The following is a 17,647-nucleotide window of genomic DNA, read 5'->3' as shown; positions in this document are numbered from 1 at the left end:
ACCATGAAAAAACGCGTATTGATTACCGGCGCTGCCGGCTTTTTGGGGTCTCACCTCTGCGACCGCTTCCTGATGGAGGGCTTTCATGTCATAGGTATGGACAACCTGCTGACCGGTAATTTGGAAAACATAGAGCACCTTTTCCCCAACCCTCATTTTGAGTTTTACCACCACGACGTATCGAAGTTTGTGCACGTACCGGGTGAATTGCACTATATTCTCCACTTTGCCTCACCGGCAAGTCCAATAGATTATTTAAAGCTGCCCATCCAAACCCTCAAAGTGGGTGCCATGGGCACGCACAATCTGCTGGGATTGGCAAAAGCCAAAAAAGCCCGCATTTTGGTGGCTTCCACTTCTGAAGTATATGGCGACCCGGAAGTGCATCCGCAATCGGAAGAATACTGGGGGCATGTGAACCCCATAGGACCACGGGGCGTATATGACGAAGCCAAGCGCTACCAAGAAGCTATCACCATGGCTTATCACCGGGTGCATGGCTTGGAAACACGCATCGTGCGTATCTTCAATACCTATGGTCCGCGCATGCGCTTAGATGATGGACGTGTGTTGCCTGCTTTCATGAGTCAGGCATTGCGTGGTGAAGACCTCACCGTATTTGGCGACGGTTCACAAACCCGCTCGTTCTGTTATGTAGATGATTTGATTGAGGGTATATTCCGTTTGTTGATGTCGGACTACCCCTATCCCGTGAACATAGGCAACCCCGAAGAAATCACCATCAAGGAGTTTGCCGAAGAAATTATTCGATTGACAGGCAGCCGGTCAAAAATCAGCTATCAGCCATTGCCACAAGATGACCCCAAGCAACGTCGCCCCGATATCACCAAAGCCCGTGAAATATTGGGATGGGAACCTAAAATAGGGCGCTCCGAAGGGCTGCGTCGCACGCTGGAATACTTCAAAGCCAAAGTGCTGCCCATTCATTCATAACATAAAAAGCAAACTTGTTGGAAAGCCCTCTTTCATCAAAAGGGGGCTTTTTTATTTACTCATCTTCATTTGTTTGCAAAATGAACACATCTTCTTGAGGACGATGCATATAATATTTTTCCCGGGCAAACTTTTCGAGTAAAGTAGGGTCGCTCTCCAATGCCCGGCGCTCTTCTTTGATAATCTCTATTGCTTCTAAGTAATATTGACGCTGGCGTTCCAATTGCTCTATTTCACGCTTCCGCTTCCACTGCGTAATCAAGTCGTTGCTATCGAAAAAGAGCATCCACAGAACGAAGCTTCCCCCTACAAGCACATAGAAATTCCGGACTAAAGAAAGCAAACGCTGCCGCATAGTTTGGAGTTTTAAACAGAAAGAAAGATAAGCATAGTGATGGAATAAAAAAAGTGCCACCCTTCCGGACGGCACTTTCAGGATGTCTATTATTTAGCCATTAAGCTTCTTCCAAGATGCGCTCCACCAAAACACGCACTTTATTTTGGGCAACCTCTACCACTCCGCCTTCCACCAGAAAGGCCACTTCTTTTGAGGCTACTCGATAGCGCACCTCACCCTTGCCCAAAGTAGAAATGATGGGTGCGTGGTTTTTCAGCACTTGAAAAGCCCCTTTGGTGCCGGGCACAAATACCGTGTCCACTTCACCTGAGAAAACGGCTTTATCAGGAGTAATGATTTCTAAGTGCAACATAGGGCTATATTTTTGAAAAACCGGGCGGCTCTGCCTTCAAGTGAGGCAAGCCGCCGGCTTCTGATGACTGATGATTTTTATTTTTTCTTGGCTTCTGCCAACATTCTTTCGCCGGCTTCGATGGCCTGCTCAATGGTACCTTTCAAGTTGAAGGCAGCCTCAGGCAGGTGGTCCAGCTCACCGTTCAGAATCATCTTGAAGCCTTTGATGGTATCCTTGATATCTACGAACTCACCCGGGATACCGGTAAACTGCTCGGCTACGTGGAAAGGCTGCGACAAGAAGCGCTGCACACGGCGTGCACGGTGTACCACCAATTTGTCTTCTTCCGACAGCTCGTCCATACCCAAGATGGCGATGATGTCCTGCAGTTCCTTGTAGCGCTGCAGAATTTCTTTCACGCGCTGTGCCGTTTCGTAGTGCTCTTCACCTACGATTTCGGGCGTCAAGATACGCGAAGTAGAATCCAGCGGGTCCACAGCCGGATAGATACCCAACTCGGCAATTTTACGCGACAATACGGTAGTAGCATCCAAGTGGGTAAAGGTAGTAGCCGGTGCGGGGTCCGTCAAGTCGTCAGCCGGTACGTACACAGCCTGTACCGAAGTGATAGAGCCACGCTTGGTAGAGGTGATTCGTTCCTGCATGGCACCCATTTCGGTAGCCAAAGTGGGCTGGTAACCCACCGCTGAAGGCATACGTCCCAAGAGAGCCGACACTTCCGAACCGGCCTGCGTAAAACGGAAAATATTGTCAATAAAGAAGAGGATGTCATTTCCTTTGCCTTCGCCTTCACCATCACGGAAGTATTCGGCGATAGCCAGACCGGAAAGGGCAACACGTGCACGGGCTCCGGGAGGTTCGTTCATCTGACCGAATACCAAGGTAGCTTGTGACTTAGCCAACTCGGCTTTGTCCACCTTGCTGAGGTCCCAGCCGCCTTCTTCCATATCCTTCAAGAAAGCCTCGCCATAGCGGATAACGCCTGACTCGAGCATTTCGCGCAACAGGTCGTTACCTTCACGGGTACGCTCACCCACACCGGCAAATACAGACATACCGGAGTATGCCTTGGCGATGTTGTTGATGAGCTCCATAATCAATACGGTCTTGCCCACACCGGCACCACCGAAGAGACCTGTTTTACCCCCTTTTACGTAGGGCTCGAGCAGGTCAATCACCTTGATACCTGTATAGAGTACTTCGGTAGAAGTAGCCAAGTCTTCGTATTTGGGCGCCGAAGCGTGGATAGAGCGTCCTTTTTGGGTTTGAGGCTGGTCGATGCCGTCGATGGCTTCACCTACCACGTTGAACAAACGGCCGCGCACCTCTTGTCCCACAGGCATTTGAATGGGGCCACCCAAGTCTATGACTTCCATGCCACGTTGCAGACCGTCGGTACTGTCCATAGCGATAGTACGCACGCGGTCTTCACCCAAATGCTGCTGACACTCTAAAATTACTTTCTGCCCATTCGGCTTGGTTACTTCCAAAGCGTTTAAGATATCAGGCAGTTTAGAGCCCTCAGCCGAGAAGCTCACGTCCACAACAGGACCAATGATTTGAACTATTGTACCTTTATTTGCCATTGCTTGCTAAGATTATAGCTATCATTAAAATTTGAATTCCTTAGGCATTCGGATGGCAAATTTAGGTGAATAATTAGTTATTACAAAAAATATTGAGCAATAAGTAGTTAAAGAGTAAGCCAAGGTATTCACAGCAAGCATAAAAAATGGGACTTCTGAGCACAGAAGTCCCATCTGTTTGCCGCAGCCGGGTGCGCACAAAACTTATAAAAGCTTTATGCCTAAAGTAAATACTATACTGGATTGCTTGTAAGGTTTGTCAGGAGAGAAGGTGGCCTGTGAGTCAGTGGGGGTAAATTGTTGTTCAGTCAAGCCCAGTTGGTAGCGCAAATCCAGGCTTAAACGGCTAATGTCGGCACCTAAACCAAACTGCAAAGACCAAAGCGACTGCTTTTCTATGTCTATACTAAAAGTAGGGAAGTTGGGGTCTTCTATCTCCAACTCTCTGCTGAGTGGGGTGGTCAACACGGGCCCTACCTGCAAGCGTGCCCCCAGAGGACCTAACCCTACCCGGTAGCCCACCAACAAACCAAAATCGATGGCTTGTATCTTTTGTGTAACTCTGCCATCCGATACCTTGTCTTTAAAGGCTGCTGCATACTGTGCATACACCAACTCCGGCTGAATATGCAAGCCGGTAGCCGGCACATTGATGCGTGCCCACAGCCCGCCGGTGACGCCTATTTTCATGCTTTCCTTCGAAAAGTCGTAGCCGTCTTCGGGCAGCTGCGAAAAAGAGGTACCGTTGGCGCCTAATTTAAGTCCCAAATCAAAAAAGGGCACATCTTGTGCAAAGGCAGCAGTGCCGCACAAGAGCAGCGTCAAACTTAGGATGAGTAAGTGTTTTTTCATAGGAAACAGATGTTTGGTTATCAATGCTTTGAATTTAGAAAAATATTTCAATTTTTTCCACAAAAAAGCCACAAGACAGGCCTTGATTCCGGCCCGCAGCCTACAAGCAACGCAGAGAAGCCAAAAAGAAAAGTAACGTCACGCATTCGCTTATTTGCTGAATAGCCCCCAGGCAATCGCCCGTATAACCACCAATTTTGCTTTTAAAATAACGGTACATCCACAGTTGAGTAAGGTAAACCAAAGCGGCGGCGGGCAATGCCATATACCCCATGCCTGCAACTGCCAGCATGAAGGTAATGACACAGGCAACATAAAAACCGGTTGTGCTAAGTCCTTTGGCTACCGGTTTCACTTTACCGGTGGCATCCCTCCGGGCATATATGCCTGTTTTGATGGTGCACACGGCAGCCCAACGGCTCAACACAAAGGCAGCCATCGCCCCTCCGGCAAACAGCAACACGCCTTGTTCCAGCAACTGCCACAGCAGCACCCAGCGCAGCGAAAGTCCTCCCCATAAGCCCACGGCGCCGTAGGTACCCAGGCGGCTGTCTTTCATAATTTCAAGGATTTGCTGCGCCTGCCATCCCCCGCCGAAGCCGTCGCAGGCATCTGCCAGCCCATCTTCATGAAAAGCGCCCGTCAGCCACACGGAAAACAACAAGGCAAGCAGTGCCGCCACGCCGGCATGCGAAGTAAGTAAATAAAGCATCCAGCCGGTGCCAATGCTCAAAAGCGCCACCAGCGCCCCTACCAATGGGAAATAGCGCGTTGCTTCACTTAAAAGCAGCGGATCATGGCTTGCCATGCCCGCAGGCACGGGCAAGCGGCTGTAAAACATCTGCGCGGTAAAATACAGCGCCAGCTCGCGCCGGAAGACTGAACGCTTTTTAGTAGAGCACACGGAAACGAATGGTTTGCGGAATGGCTTTCAGCTCATTGATAAGTGCCTGGTTATAGTCTTTGTCTATGTCGGTGATTACATAGCCAATTTGCTCGTTGGTTTTTAAATATTGTCCCAAAATGTTGGCTTCGTGCTTGGCTAAAATACTGTTGATTTGTGCCAAAATACCGGGCACATTGTGGTGAATATGTAGCAAACGGTGGGCTTGTTGTTGGGCAGGCAGCTGTAGATTGGGCAGGTTTACACTACCATAGGTGCTCCCCGTATTCACATAGTCGATGATTTTTCCCGGCACGAAGTTGCCTATATTTTCCTGTGCTTCTTGTGTGCTTCCGCCTATGTGGGGCGTCAAAATCACATTGGGCAGCCCTTGCAGCACCGACACAAACGGCTCTTCGTTCGACTTAGGCTCTTCGTGGAACACATCCACGGCTGCCCCCCGCAGCTTGCCGGTGCGTATGGCATCAGCCAACGCATCGACATCGACCACAAAACCACGGCTCAGGTTCAACAAAATAGCGCCGTCTTTCATCTTGGCAATGGCTGCTGCGTCTATCATGTTCCGGTTTTCGGGGCGCCCGTCCACATGCAAACTTACAATGTCGGCAACAGCCAGCAGCTCGTCCAAGCTGCTGCAAGCTTTGGCATTGCCCAAAGCCAACTTATCCACAATGTCATAGAAATATACTTCCATTCCCAAGGCTTCGGCAAGCACCGACAGCTGCGCCCCAATGTTGCCATAGCCCACAATGCCCAGCTTTTTGCCCCGTATTTCATGGCTGTTTTTAGCCGACTTCATCCAGCGTCCGGCATGTGCGGCTTTGTCCTTATCAGGAATACCGCGCATCAGCATAATCATTTCGCCAATAGCCAGCTCCACCACGCTGCGTGTATTGCTGTAGGGCGCATTGAAAACAGCGATGCCCCGCTTGGTGCAATAGTCCAAATCGATTTGGTTGGTGCCTATACAAAAAGCCCCCACGGCCATCAAGCGCTTGGCATGAGCCAGCACGCCGGCTGTCAGTTGCGTTTTGGAACGGATTCCCAAAATAGAGACATCCCCTATCCGCTCTTTTAGCTCTTGTTCATCGAGTGCAGTGGCAAGGCGCTCCACCTGATACCCTTCTTTCTGAAAGATATCCACTGCTATGGGATGCACCCCTTCGAGCAACAATACTTTAATACGATTCTTCGGATATGAAAATTTCATAGGTAATTTATGTCTGTATAAAAATTCATCCAAGGCGGGCAAAACAGCATCGGCATGAGCCAACACTTTTTCGCGTTGCACATTCTCGGCAAAGGCATAAAAGGCATTGGCTAAACCGGCTGCTTTGATTTCGTAGTCTGTATAACCGTCGCCTATCACATATACTTCTTCGTCGGGCAGCTGCCACGACTGCAACAGCTTCACCTTCCCCCGGTCATGTGCCAAAGGTATGCTTTCGTCATAACCCGTAACATAGCCTTCCGAATCAAAAAGAAAACGGTTGGCAAAGACCTGTTCGGGACGGATGCCCAAGGTAGCCACTACCGGCTCTATGAATTCCCGGAAACCACTGGATATAATGCGTATGTTCTGCCCATATTCTTGAAAAAAACGCTCATTTCGCCGGAAAGAAGGACTTATTTCTTCTTTCAAGCGCTCTACCAAGCACTCAATATGGCGACGATGGGGGCGAATCAAAGCCAAACGTTCTTTCAAAGATGCCGCAAAGGAAAGCTCGCCATTCATGCCCTGCTCGGTAATTTGCCGGATGGTGCGCAAGCGCTCTTCTTTTTCAGGATGGTCCTGCAAAGCTATTTCGGCAAGCAAATCCAAGCCTTCCACCCGCGTAAAAGTACTGTCGAAATCAATGATGACAAGCATAAAGCAAAGCATTTAGCGAATATTCGCTAATCAACAAAAACTATCCTTGAGATGCAAAAAATAATGTGTATCTTTTTCGCATTCTACAGGCAACACTATGAACTACTTGGCGCATTGTGTGCTCTCGGGCAAAGATCCCGAAGTTTTATTTGGTAACTTCATTGCTGACAGCGTACGAGGCAGGGCGACTTCCGGCTATCCTCCCCGTATGCTGCGGGGCATTCAGCTACACCGTGCCATTGACACCTACACCGATGCGCATCCGCTGGTGCGCCATAGCAAATCGTTGCTATGGGCTACACAAAAGCATTATGCAGCTGTTGTCGTGGACTTGGTCTATGACCATTTTCTGGCGGCGCACTTCGAACAACTCTTCAAGCGCTCTTTGTGGCATTATACCCAAGAAGTGTATGCAATCATAGATTCATTTGCCGCTTATATGCCGCCCCGTGTGCAGCACTTTTTTCCCTATATGAAAAAGCAAAACTGGCTGTATGAGTACCGCCGGTGCGAAGGGCTGCACCGTGCACTCGAAGGCATCGGGCGGCGCAGCCGGTATGCCAACCGCCTGTCGGTAGCCATCCGCGACATAGAACAACACTACGAAGCATTGAAAAATGACTTTTTCGCTTTCTTTCCCGAAGTACAGCAATTCAGCAAACAATGGCTCGCACATCAATCTACATAGGCTTGTGTTGGTTGTGTTGGTGTTTCGGGCTGATTTCTTGCTCGCCGAACAAAAAGTCAAACACCGAAAAGCAATCGCCGGCCACTTCGCCGGAAATACCGCAATGGCAACCACCGGCTGCCGTATGGCCCCATGAGCCAAGCTCACTACGGGGCATCAATCGCGTGCTGCAAAAGATGATAATAGGTGACAGTGTGCGTATTGTGTGTTGGGGGAACAGCATTACCTACGGTTTTGCGCCTACCTATCCGGAACAGAAGTATTTGCCTTATCCGCAAGAGTTGCAGCGTGCTTGGCAAAAACGCTACCGCAATCCTTTTATTGAAGTCATCAACCTGGGGCACCCCGGCTGGCGCAGCGAACAGGCACTGGCACATATAGAAGAAGTGCTTCAGCTGCACCCGGACCTTTGCTTCATTCACTTTGGAATCAACGACGCTGTGAGCAACTACCCTTTTTCTTGGTATGCCCACAACCTTGAACAAATGGCGGGGCGGCTGCAGCAAGCCGGCATCGAGCCGGTTTTTCTTACTCCCACGCCTATTTTGCAGTATGCCCCCGAAAGAGTGGCAGCCTATGCGCAACAATTGCCCGCCTGGTGTGCCGGGCGCGGCCTGCTCTGCATCGATGTGCATCATGCTTTTCAAGAGCATTTGAAGCGCGAAAAGCTGACTTTGCATCAAGTGCTGCTCGACGGCATTCACCCCGATGCGCCCTACTACCGGTGGATTGCCGACGCCGTTTTTGACTGGTGGCTCAATTTGCCTTTGTTGACAGACAAATAAAATTCGTACCTTGAGCTATCTTATGGCTTGACATCAGTTCACTAAATAAATGCCTGGTATGTTCTTATTTGAGCTTCACCTGCCCCTTCACGAGGCAGTGCCTGTATTTGCTCTTATGATGCTCATCATGCTGCTTGCCCCCATGATATTCCGGCGCTTAGGGCTGCCCGGCATGGTGGGGCTCATTCTTACGGGCGCCCTGGTAGGTCCCAATGGGCTGCATCTGCTCGAGCGCGAAGGAAGCATTGCCTTGTTTGGTGAAGTAGGGCTTATGTATATCATGTTTTTAGCCGGTCTGGAAATCGATATATTCGAGTTTAAACGCAACCGGAACAAGAGCCTCTTCTTTGGAAGCATTACTTTTTTGATACCTCAACTGGCCGGTTTTTATGCAGGAAAATACCTGCTGGGCTATTCTACGGCTTCTTCTTTACTGCTGGGCAGCATTTTGGGGGGGCACACGCTTTTGGCTTACCCCATTGTCAGCCGCTTTGGTATCAACAAGTCGCGCATTGTTACCATCATCATTGGTGGCACAGTCATCGCCGAACTGCTGTCGTTGCTTATGCTGGCAGCCGTAGAAGGGCAAGGCAGCGACACTTCTTATTGGTTCTGGCTTCGTTTGGGCGGCTTGTTTGCAGCCTGCACCGCCCTTATCCTGTGGGGCATGCCGCGTTTGAGCCGTTATTTTTTTAATCACGGCAGCCAAGACGGTGTGGCACAGTATATTTTCATACTCACCATGGCTTTTTCGGGCGGCGTGTTGGCAGAGCTTGCCGGCATGGAGCCCATCATAGGTGTTTTTCTTGCCGGCTTGGCACTGAATCCGCAAATCCCTCACCGTTCGGTGTTGATGACCCGCATTGAGTTTGTGGGCAATGCTTTGTTTATTCCTTTTTTCTTGGTGTCGGTAGGCATGCTGGTAAAGTTTAGCGGACTGTTTGGCAACTGGCACAATGTTTTGGTTTTGCTGCTTATACTGACCATCGCCATAGCTTCGAAATGGCTGGCCGCCTGGCTCACTCAAAAATTGTTGCGGTTTTCGCCCAATGAGCGCCAACTGATGTTTGGGCTAAGCACGGCACGTGCGGCGGCAGCCCTGGCGGTGGCTTTGGTAGGTTTTGAAAATCAACTACTGAATGAGTCGGTACTCAATGCCACCATCATCATGATTATGGTTACGGGCTTTGTGAGTTCTCTGTTCACTGAAAAGGCCGCCAAAAAGCTGGTTGAGGAGCTGGGCGCTTTACCGGCAGATATGAAAAGGCACAATAATCACAGCCATGTGCGGCTGTTGGTGCCGGTAGCCAACCCTCAAACTGCCGATAAGCTGATACAACTGGCGCTTTATTTACAACCCGGGCAATCGAGCGCCCCTGTTTACTGCCTTTCTATTTTACAAAGCCAGCGGCAAGAAGTGTCAACCGCTGCCATTGCCGACCGGCAGGAAGACATTTTGGGGAAGCTGTCTGAATATCTTTCTCTTCAAGAAGGAAGCATAAAGGTAGTAACCCGCATCCATGAAGACATTGCAGGCGGTATTATCCGCGCCTCACAAGAGTTGATGGTGAGCGATGTCATTATTGGCTGGCACGGAAAGCGCACTGCCCGTGAACGTATTTTTGGCACCATAGAAGACGAGTTAATAGCGCATTTGGAACAGACCCTTTGGGTGTGCAAATTGCAACGTGCACTCAATACCTTTGAACAACTCATCTTGATAATTCCCCCCAATGCCGAATGGGAAGAAGGCTTTTTGCATTGGCTTTCTTTGTTGCACAACTTAGCCAAGCAGCTGGATTTGAGCATTCGCATGCACTGCACACACTCCACCCGTTTTGCGGTAGATAAGTTTCGACAAGGCAACAAACAGGCGGCCACCGTGCCCTTGCATGTAGAAGTAGAACCTCATGAAAACTTGCAGGACATTGCTTATTTTGCTTCGACGGCAGGTGAAAATAACCTTTTTGTGTTTGTATGTGCCCGCCGAAACAGCATTTCCGACTACCCACAGCTCAAAGACATCGACCGTTTGGTCTTGGAACATTACAAACAACAAGACTGCTTACTGGTATATCCTAAACAAACCCCTACCCCGGGCAGCTTGGTGGAAATGCGCACAACCGTGGAAGAAGAAGTCACCAACTTACGCAGTGTTGACGAAGCACAGGTGCGCTCAAATTGACTTTTCTTTTCTATATTTTTGTTCTTTCAACAGAACACAAAACCTGTGATTATGAGCAAGGCTAAACAAAAAATAGAAGAACAAGACAAAAAGCGGCAAATCATAGAAGAGGTAAAAAAGATTTTTCGTGCCTATCTCGAGAACAAGCAACTACGAAAAACCCCCGAACGCTTTGCCATCCTCGAAGAAATTTATTCCCGCGAAGGGCATTTCGACGTAGAGTCCTTGTATATCAGCATGAAGAACAAACAATACCGGGTAAGCCGTGCCACGGTGTACAACACCCTCGATTTGCTTGAAGAGTGCGACTTGGTCATAAAGCATCAGTTCGGGCAACAAACCGCGCAATATGAGCGTGCCTACGGCTATAAACAGCACGACCATCTCATTTGCACCGACTGCCACCGTGTACTGGAATTTTGTGACCCACGCATCCAACAAATTCAAGACATGGTAGGAAAAATCATGCAGTTTGACATCCTGCACCACTCCCTGATATTGTATGGACGTTGCAATAAAGAAAATTGCGAGTACAAACAAAGCCTTCCTTCGCAGGATGAAGCTTCGAAAGACACCAACGACTAACCACCCAAAAAGCGCTCTTCCATGGGCAAGCAAGAAAACCAACCGGTGAGGCTTTTGCGCGTGCGCCGGGCAGGCAGCACTTCGTGCCACACTTCTGCACTTTGCATAAGCACTGCCCGTCCTGCCAAAGGTAGCACCTCTGTGTGGCTTCCGTCAGCTTCGTACACCCTCAAAGCCCCTCCGTCCTGTTCTTGCCAATCTTTGTTCAGGTAAAGAATGAGCGTTATTTGACGATAGGAGGTTTTTTCGAACTGGTCTAAATGCTTTTTGTAAAAAGCACCCGGCGGATACACCGCTACATGTCCTTCATAGTAGTTGATAGGCAAGAAAAAAGCACGGCGAAATGCCTCCATCATGGCATCTACTTGTTGCCAAAAGTATTGAATGACGGCTTCTGTGTCGCCACGGTCAAGCCAATGAATGAAGTCGCTGCGTATTTCACGTATGACTTGTTGTTCTGCCTGCCGCCCTATGGCTGCCCGGTGAAACAAGTCCGATGCCGCACCCTGCCAAGGCACTGCCTGCTCCATGGCCTCAATGAAGCGCTCATCGAAAGCGTCATCAATTACCACCCACCGTCGCTGTGCTAAGGTGTCCAAAACTTCATCATCTTCCCAAAAAGGCTTTATCATGACTACAAGCAGTTTTGAAAGCGTGCAAATGTAATGCTTTTTTCTTTTCTTATAGTTCATTCCATTTTAAACCTGAAAACGTATGAAAAAAATAGGTGTTTTTACTTCCGGTGGCGACGCCCCCGGCATGAATGCAGCCATACGGGCAGTGGTCCGCACAGCCATTTATAAAGAAATAGAAGTGGTGGGCATCCTGCGTGGATACAATGGTATGATTGGCGGCCACTTCGTACCTATGCAATCGCACAGCGTAAGCAATATCATACAAAGAGGGGGCACCATATTGAAGTCGGCACGCAGCAAAGAGTTTATGACCTACGAGGGGCGCAAGAAAGCCTTTGAGCAGCTGCAAAAAGCCGGCATCGAAGGGCTTATTGCCATCGGTGGCGACGGCACTTTTACCGGTGCCAAGGTCTTTTATGAAGAGTTTGGCATTCCTACCGTGGGCATTCCCGGCACCATAGACAACGACCTTTATGGTACCGACTACACCATCGGGTACGATACGGCCATCAACACGGCGCTGGATGCCATCGACAAAATACGGGATACTGCCGACTCACACGACCGTTTGTTTTTTATAGAGGTCATGGGGCGCGACTCCGGCTATATTGCCATTGCCTGCGGCATAGCCGGCGGCGCCGAGCTGGTCATGGTACCCGAAACGCTTACCACCATCGATGAATTGGTGCAAACCATCAATCAAGGCTGGCGGCGCTCCAAAACCTCTTCAATTGTGATAGTAGCCGAAGGCGACGAGGAAGGCAATGCCCACGAAATTGCGGCAAAAGTAGCCGGTCAGCTGGAAGGCAAGTACGACATACGTGTGTCCACCTTGGGGCATATCCAAAGGGGGGGCTCACCTACTGCCCGCGACCGCATTTTGGCAAGCCGCTTGGGTGTGGCTGCCGTAGAAGCTCTGCTCAGCGGAAAGCAAAATATCATGGTGGGCATCGTCAACGATGAAATCACCCATGTTCCGTTTGAAGATGCCATTCATAAAGAAAAACCCATCAGACAAGAGTTGATTGACTTGGTGCGCATCCTGAGCATATAGGCAGTCTCGTGGTTTTTTCTTATTTTTGAACGGTAAAGTACTACTTTTATCAAAACGGCATTTTCTTCTTCGTCTATCTTTCTTAAAAAAATACCAATCATCATGGCAACGCAAACCAAACGCAGCACGCAAGAATACCTTGAACTGGAAGAGCGCTACGGGGCTCACAACTACCACCCTCTGCCGGTAGTGTTAAGCAAAGGCGAAGGTGTTTATGTGTGGGATGTAGAGGGCAAGCGTTATTTCGACTTTCTGGCAGCCTACAGTGCCGTCAATCAGGGGCACTGCCATCCTAAAATCATACAAACGCTTATAGAGCAAGCGCAAAAGCTTACGCTCACTTCTCGTGCTTTTTACAATGATGCCCTTGGCGAATATGAGCAGTTCGTAACACAATACTTCGGCTTCGATAAAGTACTGCCCATGAACACAGGTGCCGAGGCAGTGGAAACCGCCATCAAGCTCTGCCGAAAATGGGCTTATGAGAAAAAGGGGATTGCCGACGGCAAAGCCAAAATTATTGTTTGTGAGCACAACTTTCACGGGCGCACTACCACCATCATCTCTTTTTCTTCTGACCCCGATGCCAAGAACCATTTCGGGCCTTACACCCCCGGCTTCGTAAGCATTCCTTATAATGACCTGGATGCACTCGAAAAGGCACTTCAAGACCCCGACGTAGCCGGCTTCCTGGTGGAACCCATACAAGGCGAGGCAGGTGTGTTTGTCCCTGACGATGACTATATAGCCAAAGCAGCAGCGCTTTGCCGTCAACACAATGTGTTGTTCATTGCCGATGAAATACAAACCGGCATTGCCCGTACCGGCAGCTTATTGGCTGTATGCGGCAATTGTAGCTGTCAAGGGCATTGCGAACGCCAAGCCGGCAGCTACACGCGTCCCGACATCCTTATTTTAGGCAAGGCTTTATCCGGCGGTGCTTATCCGGTTTCCGCCGTATTGGCAGATAACCATATTATGGAAGTGATTCGTCCGGGCCAACATGGCTCTACCTTTGGCGGCAACCCTTTGGCTTGCCGTGTGGCCATCAGTGCCTTAGAGGTGGTGCGCGATGAACAGCTGGCACAAAACGCGCGTAAGCAAGGCGAACGCTTCCGTGAACGTATGCGCGATTTGCAAAAGCGTTTCCCCGATAAAATCAAAGAAGTGCGTGGGCGTGGGTTGATGAATGCCATCGAAGTGCACGAGAAAGAAGGGCGCACTGCCTGGGACCTCTGCTTGATATTGAAAGACTTGGGCTTGCTTGCCAAGCCTACCCACGGCGATAAAATTCGCTTCACCCCGCCGCTGGTAATCAGTGATGAAGAGCTCGAAGAAGCTTGCAACATCATAGCACAAGCCTTCGAGCGCTTCTAATGCCTCTCTTTGTTTTGAGTTTTCACTTCTTTTTTTGTACCTTAAGTAGGCAGACGGTTTCTCTGCCTACTTTATTATTTTGCTCTTTTTGCAACTAAAATTAAGACTATGCACATTGAAGGCATTCACTTTGTGGTGAACAATCAGGGGAAACGGGTGGCGGTGCAAATAGACCTGAATAAACACCGTGACCTGTGGGATGAATTTTATTTTCAATGGATTTTGATGAAGTGGTGGCAAGAGCTCGACCGCTATTGGAAAGCCACCTTGCGCGAAGCCATCCGGCTGGATGAAGACGAGCCTTCAGTGCAAGACCTGATGACCATCGCCGGCTTGCGCTCTTTGCGCCTTACCTACCCCGACATGGACGACTTGCGTCCCGTAGCTGTACTTGAAGAACTTGAAGACTTGATTATTGCCCACACAGCGATAACCGACCTTTCACCACTAAGCAACCTGCCTCATCTTTACCATCTGGATTTGATGCATACCCGCGTGGAATCCATTGAGCCTTTGCGTAACCTGCGGGGCTTGCATGAGCTTTACCTCCACCATACACGAGTCAAAGACCTTAGCCCTTTGACACAAATGCCACAACTGCAAATATTGGCTATCGGTGAAACGGAAATAGAAGACATCGGTGCACTGGCACACACACGCCGCCTGCAGAAACTGTTTGCCGCCCGCTGTCAGGTGAAAGACCTGACACCCCTGCAATATTGCGAAAAGCTGGAAGTACTCAATTTAAAATACACTCCGGTCAGTGATATTTTACCTTTGAAGAAGCTGCGCAATATCGAAGAGCTCTACATTCAAGGCACACAAGTGGCCGACCTGGAACCCCTGCGGGGCAAACCCTATTTGCAAGAGCTTGGCATCAGCCATACCCCTGTAAAGACACTGGCCCCCATCTGGAACCTGCGCAGTCTGCGGACCCTCTATTGCTATCATACCCAAGTGCCCCAAGAAGAAATAGAGCGCTTCAAAGAAGAGCACCCCCGCTGCAAAGTGGTGGAAATAGCCATGGAAACAGCCGAGCTGCAAATTGAAAATGAAGACTACAGCGATAAAAAATCATAACTTTGCATACATAATCCGATGCATCTATGAAAAAACATTTCTATGCTTTGTTGAGCTGTGTGCTGCTGTACATGTCGCATGCGGCTGTGGCACAAAAAAAAGCAGATAGCCTTATTGCCGGACAATGGCAGTTGGTGGCGCTCGAAATCCCTACTTATGAAGAGTTGATTCGCAACGCCCCGCCTGAACAAAAACAGCAGTACCGCAATGAAATAGCTACACTTATTCGCTACTCTTCTTTTGAGTTTCGCCCGGATGGTACCTATGCCATCTACTTTGCAGGCAGCCGTGAAGAAGGCACTTGGCGCCTCGACCCTTCGCTCTCCAAACTGTGGATTCGACGCAAAGAAGCCGACGGCTCTTTTGCCGAAGAAACTTTTATTGCCATTGAACGTCTGGAAAAGAACGAAATGGTTTTGCTCAACGATTACGAATCGGGCGAGATTATACGCATGAAGCTCAAACATCTGAAAAAATGAGTACACAGAAAATCTTAATAACCGGCTCCAACGGGCTGTTGGGGCAAAAGCTGTTGGCTCTTTTAGGACAAGATGAGCAGTTGCAAATCATTGCTACTTCGCGTGGCACCCCCCGTGCTACTTTGCCTGCCAATGCGGTGTACATCAGCATGGATGTAAGCCGGAAAGAAGAAGTGGAAAAAGTAGTGCGCCTGCACCGCCCCGATGCCATCATTCATACCGCAGCAAAGACACAGGTAGATGAGTGCGAACAAGACCCGGCAGACTGCTTTCTGCAAAATGTAGAAGCCGTGCGTCATATAGCAGAAGCCGCTGCTCAATACAATGCTTTTTTGCTTCATCTCTCCACCGACTTCATTTTTGACGGCCAGGCCGGACCTTACAAAGAAGAAGACACCCCCCACCCCATCAGCATTTACGGGGAAAGTAAACTCCGTGCCGAGCAATTGATTCAATCAATGGACAATCTCCGGTGGGCAATAGCCCGCACGGTGCTGGTATATGGCTATTCGCCAACGCTCAGCCGGAGCAATATAGTATTGTGGGCAATCGACGCGCTCGAGCAACAAAAGCCCATCAAGGTGGTTGATGATCAGTGGCGCACCCCCACCCTGGCAGAGGACTTGGCAGACGGCTGCGTGCGCATAGTCAAACAACAGGCAACGGGCATATGGCATCTATCGGGCGAAGAGCTGATGACACCTTACGAGATGGTGATGCGCATCGCACGTTACTATGGCTATTCTACCGAAAGAGTAGAGCGTGCCGATGCCTCTTCGTTCACACAACCAGCCAAACGTCCGCCCAAAACCGGCTTCATTATAGACAAAGCCAAGAAGCACCTGGGCTATCAGCCGCATAGCTTCGAAGAAGGTTTGGCACTCATTCGAAAACAGATGCAGACAGAAACAGTGAGTAAAAACACTTGAAAAACCGGGCTGTCATGCGCGCTATGCTCCGCTTCTTTCGCCGCCATTTTCTGATGAGCCGTCGTGAGCTGTATGGCATGCTTGTGTTAACGGTTCTTTTGGGATTGTGGCTGGGCAGCGCCCACTTGGCTGCCCACTATTTTAGCTCAAGGGCACTGCCTCTTCCGCCCCCTCAGCTCGACAGCCTGGCAAGCAAACTACCCGATGACGGTGCGCCTGTAAGCAAGGCGCACAAAAAACAAAGGTACACGGCAAAAGAGTTGTTCTTTTTCGACCCCAACACGGCTACCCTTACCGACTGGCAGCGCTTAGGTGCCCCCCAATGGCTGGCCAAGCGCATCCGGGCATATTGTGCCAAAGGGGGACGCTTTCGCAAGCCTGAAGACCTGCAAAAGATATACGGCTTTCCGCAAGAGCTTTACCAAGCCTTGGCGCCCTATGTACGGATAGATACCACAGCTCATGTCTCCCAATATGCTTTTCCCAAACAAACGCAAACATCCGGAACCATTCAATCTAAACGGAAAGCGTATTCAAAACCGCTGCTTATTGAGCTCAACACAGCCGACACGGCCTCTTTGAAACAACTGCGGGGCATAGGCAGTGCCTACGCCCGGCGCATTGTGCGCTATCGCGACTTGCTGGGCGGCTTTTACACCGTAGAGCAACTAAAAGAAGTGTATGGTTTGCCGGAGGAGACTTACCAAAGCATTTTGCCTCACCTTACCATCGACACCACTCACCTGCGCCTGATTCCCATTAACCAAGCCGATGCAGAAACACTTGCCCGCCACCCCTACCTCAACCGAAGACAGGCACAAGCGATTGTAGCCTACCGCACCCAACACGGTGCTTTTCAACACGCCGGTGACTTGAAGAAAATCAAAGCATTCAGCCCGGAAGAAATAGAACGTTTGATACCTTATCTTGCCTTTTAAGCAAACAATTTGCCTGCACAGGTGCTTTTTAAA

Annotated in this window: 18 protein-coding genes; 11 read left to right on the top strand and 7 right to left on the bottom strand. The window is 49.7% G+C overall.

Going from position 1 to position 17,647, the window contains the following annotated elements:
- The first annotated feature begins 3 nt into the window (after positions 1 to 3).
- Positions 4 to 954: a UDP-glucuronic acid decarboxylase family protein gene (locus K384_RS08290; RefSeq protein ID WP_038031408.1), complete on the top strand. Its 951-nt coding sequence runs from the start codon at positions 4 to 6 to the stop codon at positions 952 to 954.
- A gap of 55 nt (positions 955 to 1,009) precedes the next feature.
- On the opposite strand, the gene K384_RS08285 is transcribed toward K384_RS08290, so the two are convergent.
- From K384_RS08285 to serA, 6 genes are all read right to left on the bottom strand, one after another.
- A complete protein-coding gene (locus K384_RS08285; protein WP_038031296.1) occupies positions 1,010 to 1,309 on the bottom strand; it encodes an FtsB family cell division protein in 300 nt (99 codons plus the stop codon).
- A 100-nt stretch (positions 1,310 to 1,409) separates the two neighbouring features.
- Positions 1,410 to 1,661 carry an ATP synthase F1 subunit epsilon gene (atpC, locus tag K384_RS08280; RefSeq protein ID WP_038031406.1) on the bottom strand — a complete coding sequence of 84 codons (252 nt, stop codon included), beginning with the start codon at positions 1,659 to 1,661 and terminating at the stop codon, positions 1,410 to 1,412.
- Positions 1,662 to 1,741: 80 nt separating this feature from the next.
- On the bottom strand, positions 1,742 to 3,253 hold the full coding sequence (gene atpD, locus K384_RS08275; protein WP_038031294.1) for a F0F1 ATP synthase subunit beta: 1,512 nt from the start codon (positions 3,251 to 3,253) through the stop codon (positions 1,742 to 1,744).
- A 204-nt stretch (positions 3,254 to 3,457) separates the two neighbouring features.
- The gene (locus tag K384_RS08270; protein ID WP_038031293.1) at positions 3,458 to 4,105 is read right to left on the bottom strand and encodes a porin family protein; all 648 of its coding nucleotides are present in this window, start codon (positions 4,103 to 4,105) and stop codon (positions 3,458 to 3,460) included.
- 100 nt (positions 4,106 to 4,205) lie between these two features.
- Entirely contained in the window at positions 4,206 to 5,009 is an 804-nt protein-coding gene (locus K384_RS08265; protein WP_038031291.1) for an adenosylcobinamide-GDP ribazoletransferase, read from the bottom strand.
- Positions 4,996 to 6,879 (bottom strand): phosphoglycerate dehydrogenase, encoded by a 1,884-nt coding sequence (gene serA, locus K384_RS08260; RefSeq protein WP_245605294.1) that lies wholly within the window; start codon positions 6,877 to 6,879, stop codon positions 4,996 to 4,998. The genes K384_RS08265 and serA overlap by 14 nt, the downstream gene beginning before the upstream one ends.
- A gap of 97 nt (positions 6,880 to 6,976) precedes the next feature.
- Here serA and K384_RS08255 point away from each other — a divergent pair, with 97 nt between their 5' ends.
- The 4 genes from K384_RS08255 to K384_RS08240 are packed head-to-tail and all read left to right on the top strand — an operon-like array spanning position 6,977 to position 11,122.
- Positions 6,977 to 7,567 carry an acyl carrier protein phosphodiesterase gene (locus tag K384_RS08255; RefSeq protein WP_038031288.1) on the top strand — a complete coding sequence of 197 codons (591 nt, stop codon included), beginning with the start codon at positions 6,977 to 6,979 and terminating at the stop codon, positions 7,565 to 7,567.
- Complete coding sequence (locus K384_RS08250; RefSeq protein ID WP_084147171.1) at positions 7,543 to 8,352, top strand: SGNH/GDSL hydrolase family protein; 810 nt, start codon at positions 7,543 to 7,545, stop codon at positions 8,350 to 8,352. Before K384_RS08255 ends, K384_RS08250 begins: the two co-directional genes overlap by 25 nt.
- A 58-nt stretch (positions 8,353 to 8,410) precedes the next feature.
- Positions 8,411 to 10,537: a cation:proton antiporter gene (locus K384_RS08245; protein WP_051633257.1), complete on the top strand. Its 2,127-nt coding sequence runs from the start codon at positions 8,411 to 8,413 to the stop codon at positions 10,535 to 10,537.
- A gap of 51 nt (positions 10,538 to 10,588) precedes the next feature.
- Positions 10,589 to 11,122: a Fur family transcriptional regulator gene (locus tag K384_RS08240; RefSeq protein ID WP_051633256.1), complete on the top strand. Its 534-nt coding sequence runs from the start codon at positions 10,589 to 10,591 to the stop codon at positions 11,120 to 11,122.
- On the opposite strand, the gene K384_RS08235 is transcribed toward K384_RS08240, so the two are convergent.
- Positions 11,119 to 11,754 carry a 2OG-Fe(II) oxygenase gene (locus K384_RS08235; protein WP_051633255.1) on the bottom strand — a complete coding sequence of 212 codons (636 nt, stop codon included), beginning with the start codon at positions 11,752 to 11,754 and terminating at the stop codon, positions 11,119 to 11,121. The genes K384_RS08240 and K384_RS08235 overlap by 4 nt on opposite strands.
- An 82-nt stretch (positions 11,755 to 11,836) precedes the next feature.
- On the opposite strand from K384_RS08235, the gene pfkA reads away from it, so the two are divergent.
- The 6 genes from pfkA (at position 11,837) to K384_RS08205 (ending at position 17,614) form a co-directional block, all read left to right on the top strand.
- Complete coding sequence (gene pfkA / locus K384_RS08230) at positions 11,837 to 12,811, top strand: 6-phosphofructokinase (protein ID WP_038031281.1); 975 nt, start codon at positions 11,837 to 11,839, stop codon at positions 12,809 to 12,811.
- Positions 12,812 to 12,913: 102 nt separating this feature from the next.
- A complete protein-coding gene (gene rocD, locus K384_RS08225; RefSeq protein WP_038031279.1) occupies positions 12,914 to 14,188 on the top strand; it encodes an ornithine--oxo-acid transaminase in 1,275 nt (424 codons plus the stop codon).
- Positions 14,189 to 14,296: 108 nt separating this feature from the next.
- Complete coding sequence (locus K384_RS08220) at positions 14,297 to 15,268, top strand: leucine-rich repeat domain-containing protein (RefSeq protein WP_038031277.1); 972 nt, start codon at positions 14,297 to 14,299, stop codon at positions 15,266 to 15,268.
- 26 nt (positions 15,269 to 15,294) lie between these two features.
- The gene (locus tag K384_RS08215) at positions 15,295 to 15,747 is read left to right on the top strand and encodes a hypothetical protein (protein WP_038031274.1); all 453 of its coding nucleotides are present in this window, start codon (positions 15,295 to 15,297) and stop codon (positions 15,745 to 15,747) included.
- Complete coding sequence (rfbD, locus tag K384_RS08210) at positions 15,744 to 16,676, top strand: dTDP-4-dehydrorhamnose reductase (RefSeq protein WP_038031273.1); 933 nt, start codon at positions 15,744 to 15,746, stop codon at positions 16,674 to 16,676. The genes K384_RS08215 and rfbD overlap by 4 nt, the downstream gene beginning before the upstream one ends.
- Positions 16,677 to 16,690: 14 nt before the next feature.
- On the top strand, positions 16,691 to 17,614 hold the full coding sequence (locus K384_RS08205; RefSeq protein WP_051633254.1) for a ComEA family DNA-binding protein: 924 nt from the start codon (positions 16,691 to 16,693) through the stop codon (positions 17,612 to 17,614).
- Positions 17,615 to 17,647: the final 33 nt, after the last annotated feature.

Source organism: Thermonema rossianum DSM 10300, from assembly GCF_000426825.1.
Lineage (GTDB): Bacteria > Bacteroidota > Bacteroidia > Cytophagales > Thermonemataceae > Thermonema > Thermonema rossianum.
The sequence above is the reverse complement of the archived record's forward strand: the minus strand, read 5'-3'. Positions and strand labels throughout refer to the sequence as shown.

Excerpts from the sequence above, each read along its gene's own strand:
- rocD (WP_038031279.1), top strand. The coding sequence starts at position 12,914 with ATGGCAACGCAAACCAAACGCAGCACGCAAGAATACCTTGAACTGGAA.
- K384_RS08215 (WP_038031274.1), top strand. The coding sequence starts at position 15,295 with ATGAAAAAACATTTCTATGCTTTGTTGAGCTGTGTGCTGCTGTACATG.
- rfbD (WP_038031273.1), top strand. The coding sequence starts at position 15,744 with ATGAGTACACAGAAAATCTTAATAACCGGCTCCAACGGGCTGTTGGGG.
- K384_RS08205 (WP_051633254.1), top strand. The coding sequence starts at position 16,691 with ATGCGCGCTATGCTCCGCTTCTTTCGCCGCCATTTTCTGATGAGCCGT.
- K384_RS08290 (WP_038031408.1), top strand. The coding sequence starts at position 4 with ATGAAAAAACGCGTATTGATTACCGGCGCTGCCGGCTTTTTGGGGTCT.
- K384_RS08255 (WP_038031288.1), top strand. The coding sequence starts at position 6,977 with ATGAACTACTTGGCGCATTGTGTGCTCTCGGGCAAAGATCCCGAAGTT.
- K384_RS08235 (WP_051633255.1), bottom strand. The coding sequence starts at position 11,754 with ATGATAAAGCCTTTTTGGGAAGATGATGAAGTTTTGGACACCTTAGCA.
- serA (WP_245605294.1), bottom strand. The coding sequence starts at position 6,879 with ATGCTTGTCATCATTGATTTCGACAGTACTTTTACGCGGGTGGAAGGC.
- K384_RS08240 (WP_051633256.1), top strand. The coding sequence starts at position 10,589 with ATGAGCAAGGCTAAACAAAAAATAGAAGAACAAGACAAAAAGCGGCAA.
- K384_RS08250 (WP_084147171.1), top strand. The coding sequence starts at position 7,543 with ATGGCTCGCACATCAATCTACATAGGCTTGTGTTGGTTGTGTTGGTGT.
- K384_RS08270 (WP_038031293.1), bottom strand. The coding sequence starts at position 4,105 with ATGAAAAAACACTTACTCATCCTAAGTTTGACGCTGCTCTTGTGCGGC.
- pfkA (WP_038031281.1), top strand. The coding sequence starts at position 11,837 with ATGAAAAAAATAGGTGTTTTTACTTCCGGTGGCGACGCCCCCGGCATG.
- K384_RS08220 (WP_038031277.1), top strand. The coding sequence starts at position 14,297 with ATGCACATTGAAGGCATTCACTTTGTGGTGAACAATCAGGGGAAACGG.
- K384_RS08285 (WP_038031296.1), bottom strand. The coding sequence starts at position 1,309 with ATGCGGCAGCGTTTGCTTTCTTTAGTCCGGAATTTCTATGTGCTTGTA.
- atpD (WP_038031294.1), bottom strand. The coding sequence starts at position 3,253 with ATGGCAAATAAAGGTACAATAGTTCAAATCATTGGTCCTGTTGTGGAC.
- K384_RS08245 (WP_051633257.1), top strand. The coding sequence starts at position 8,411 with ATGTTCTTATTTGAGCTTCACCTGCCCCTTCACGAGGCAGTGCCTGTA.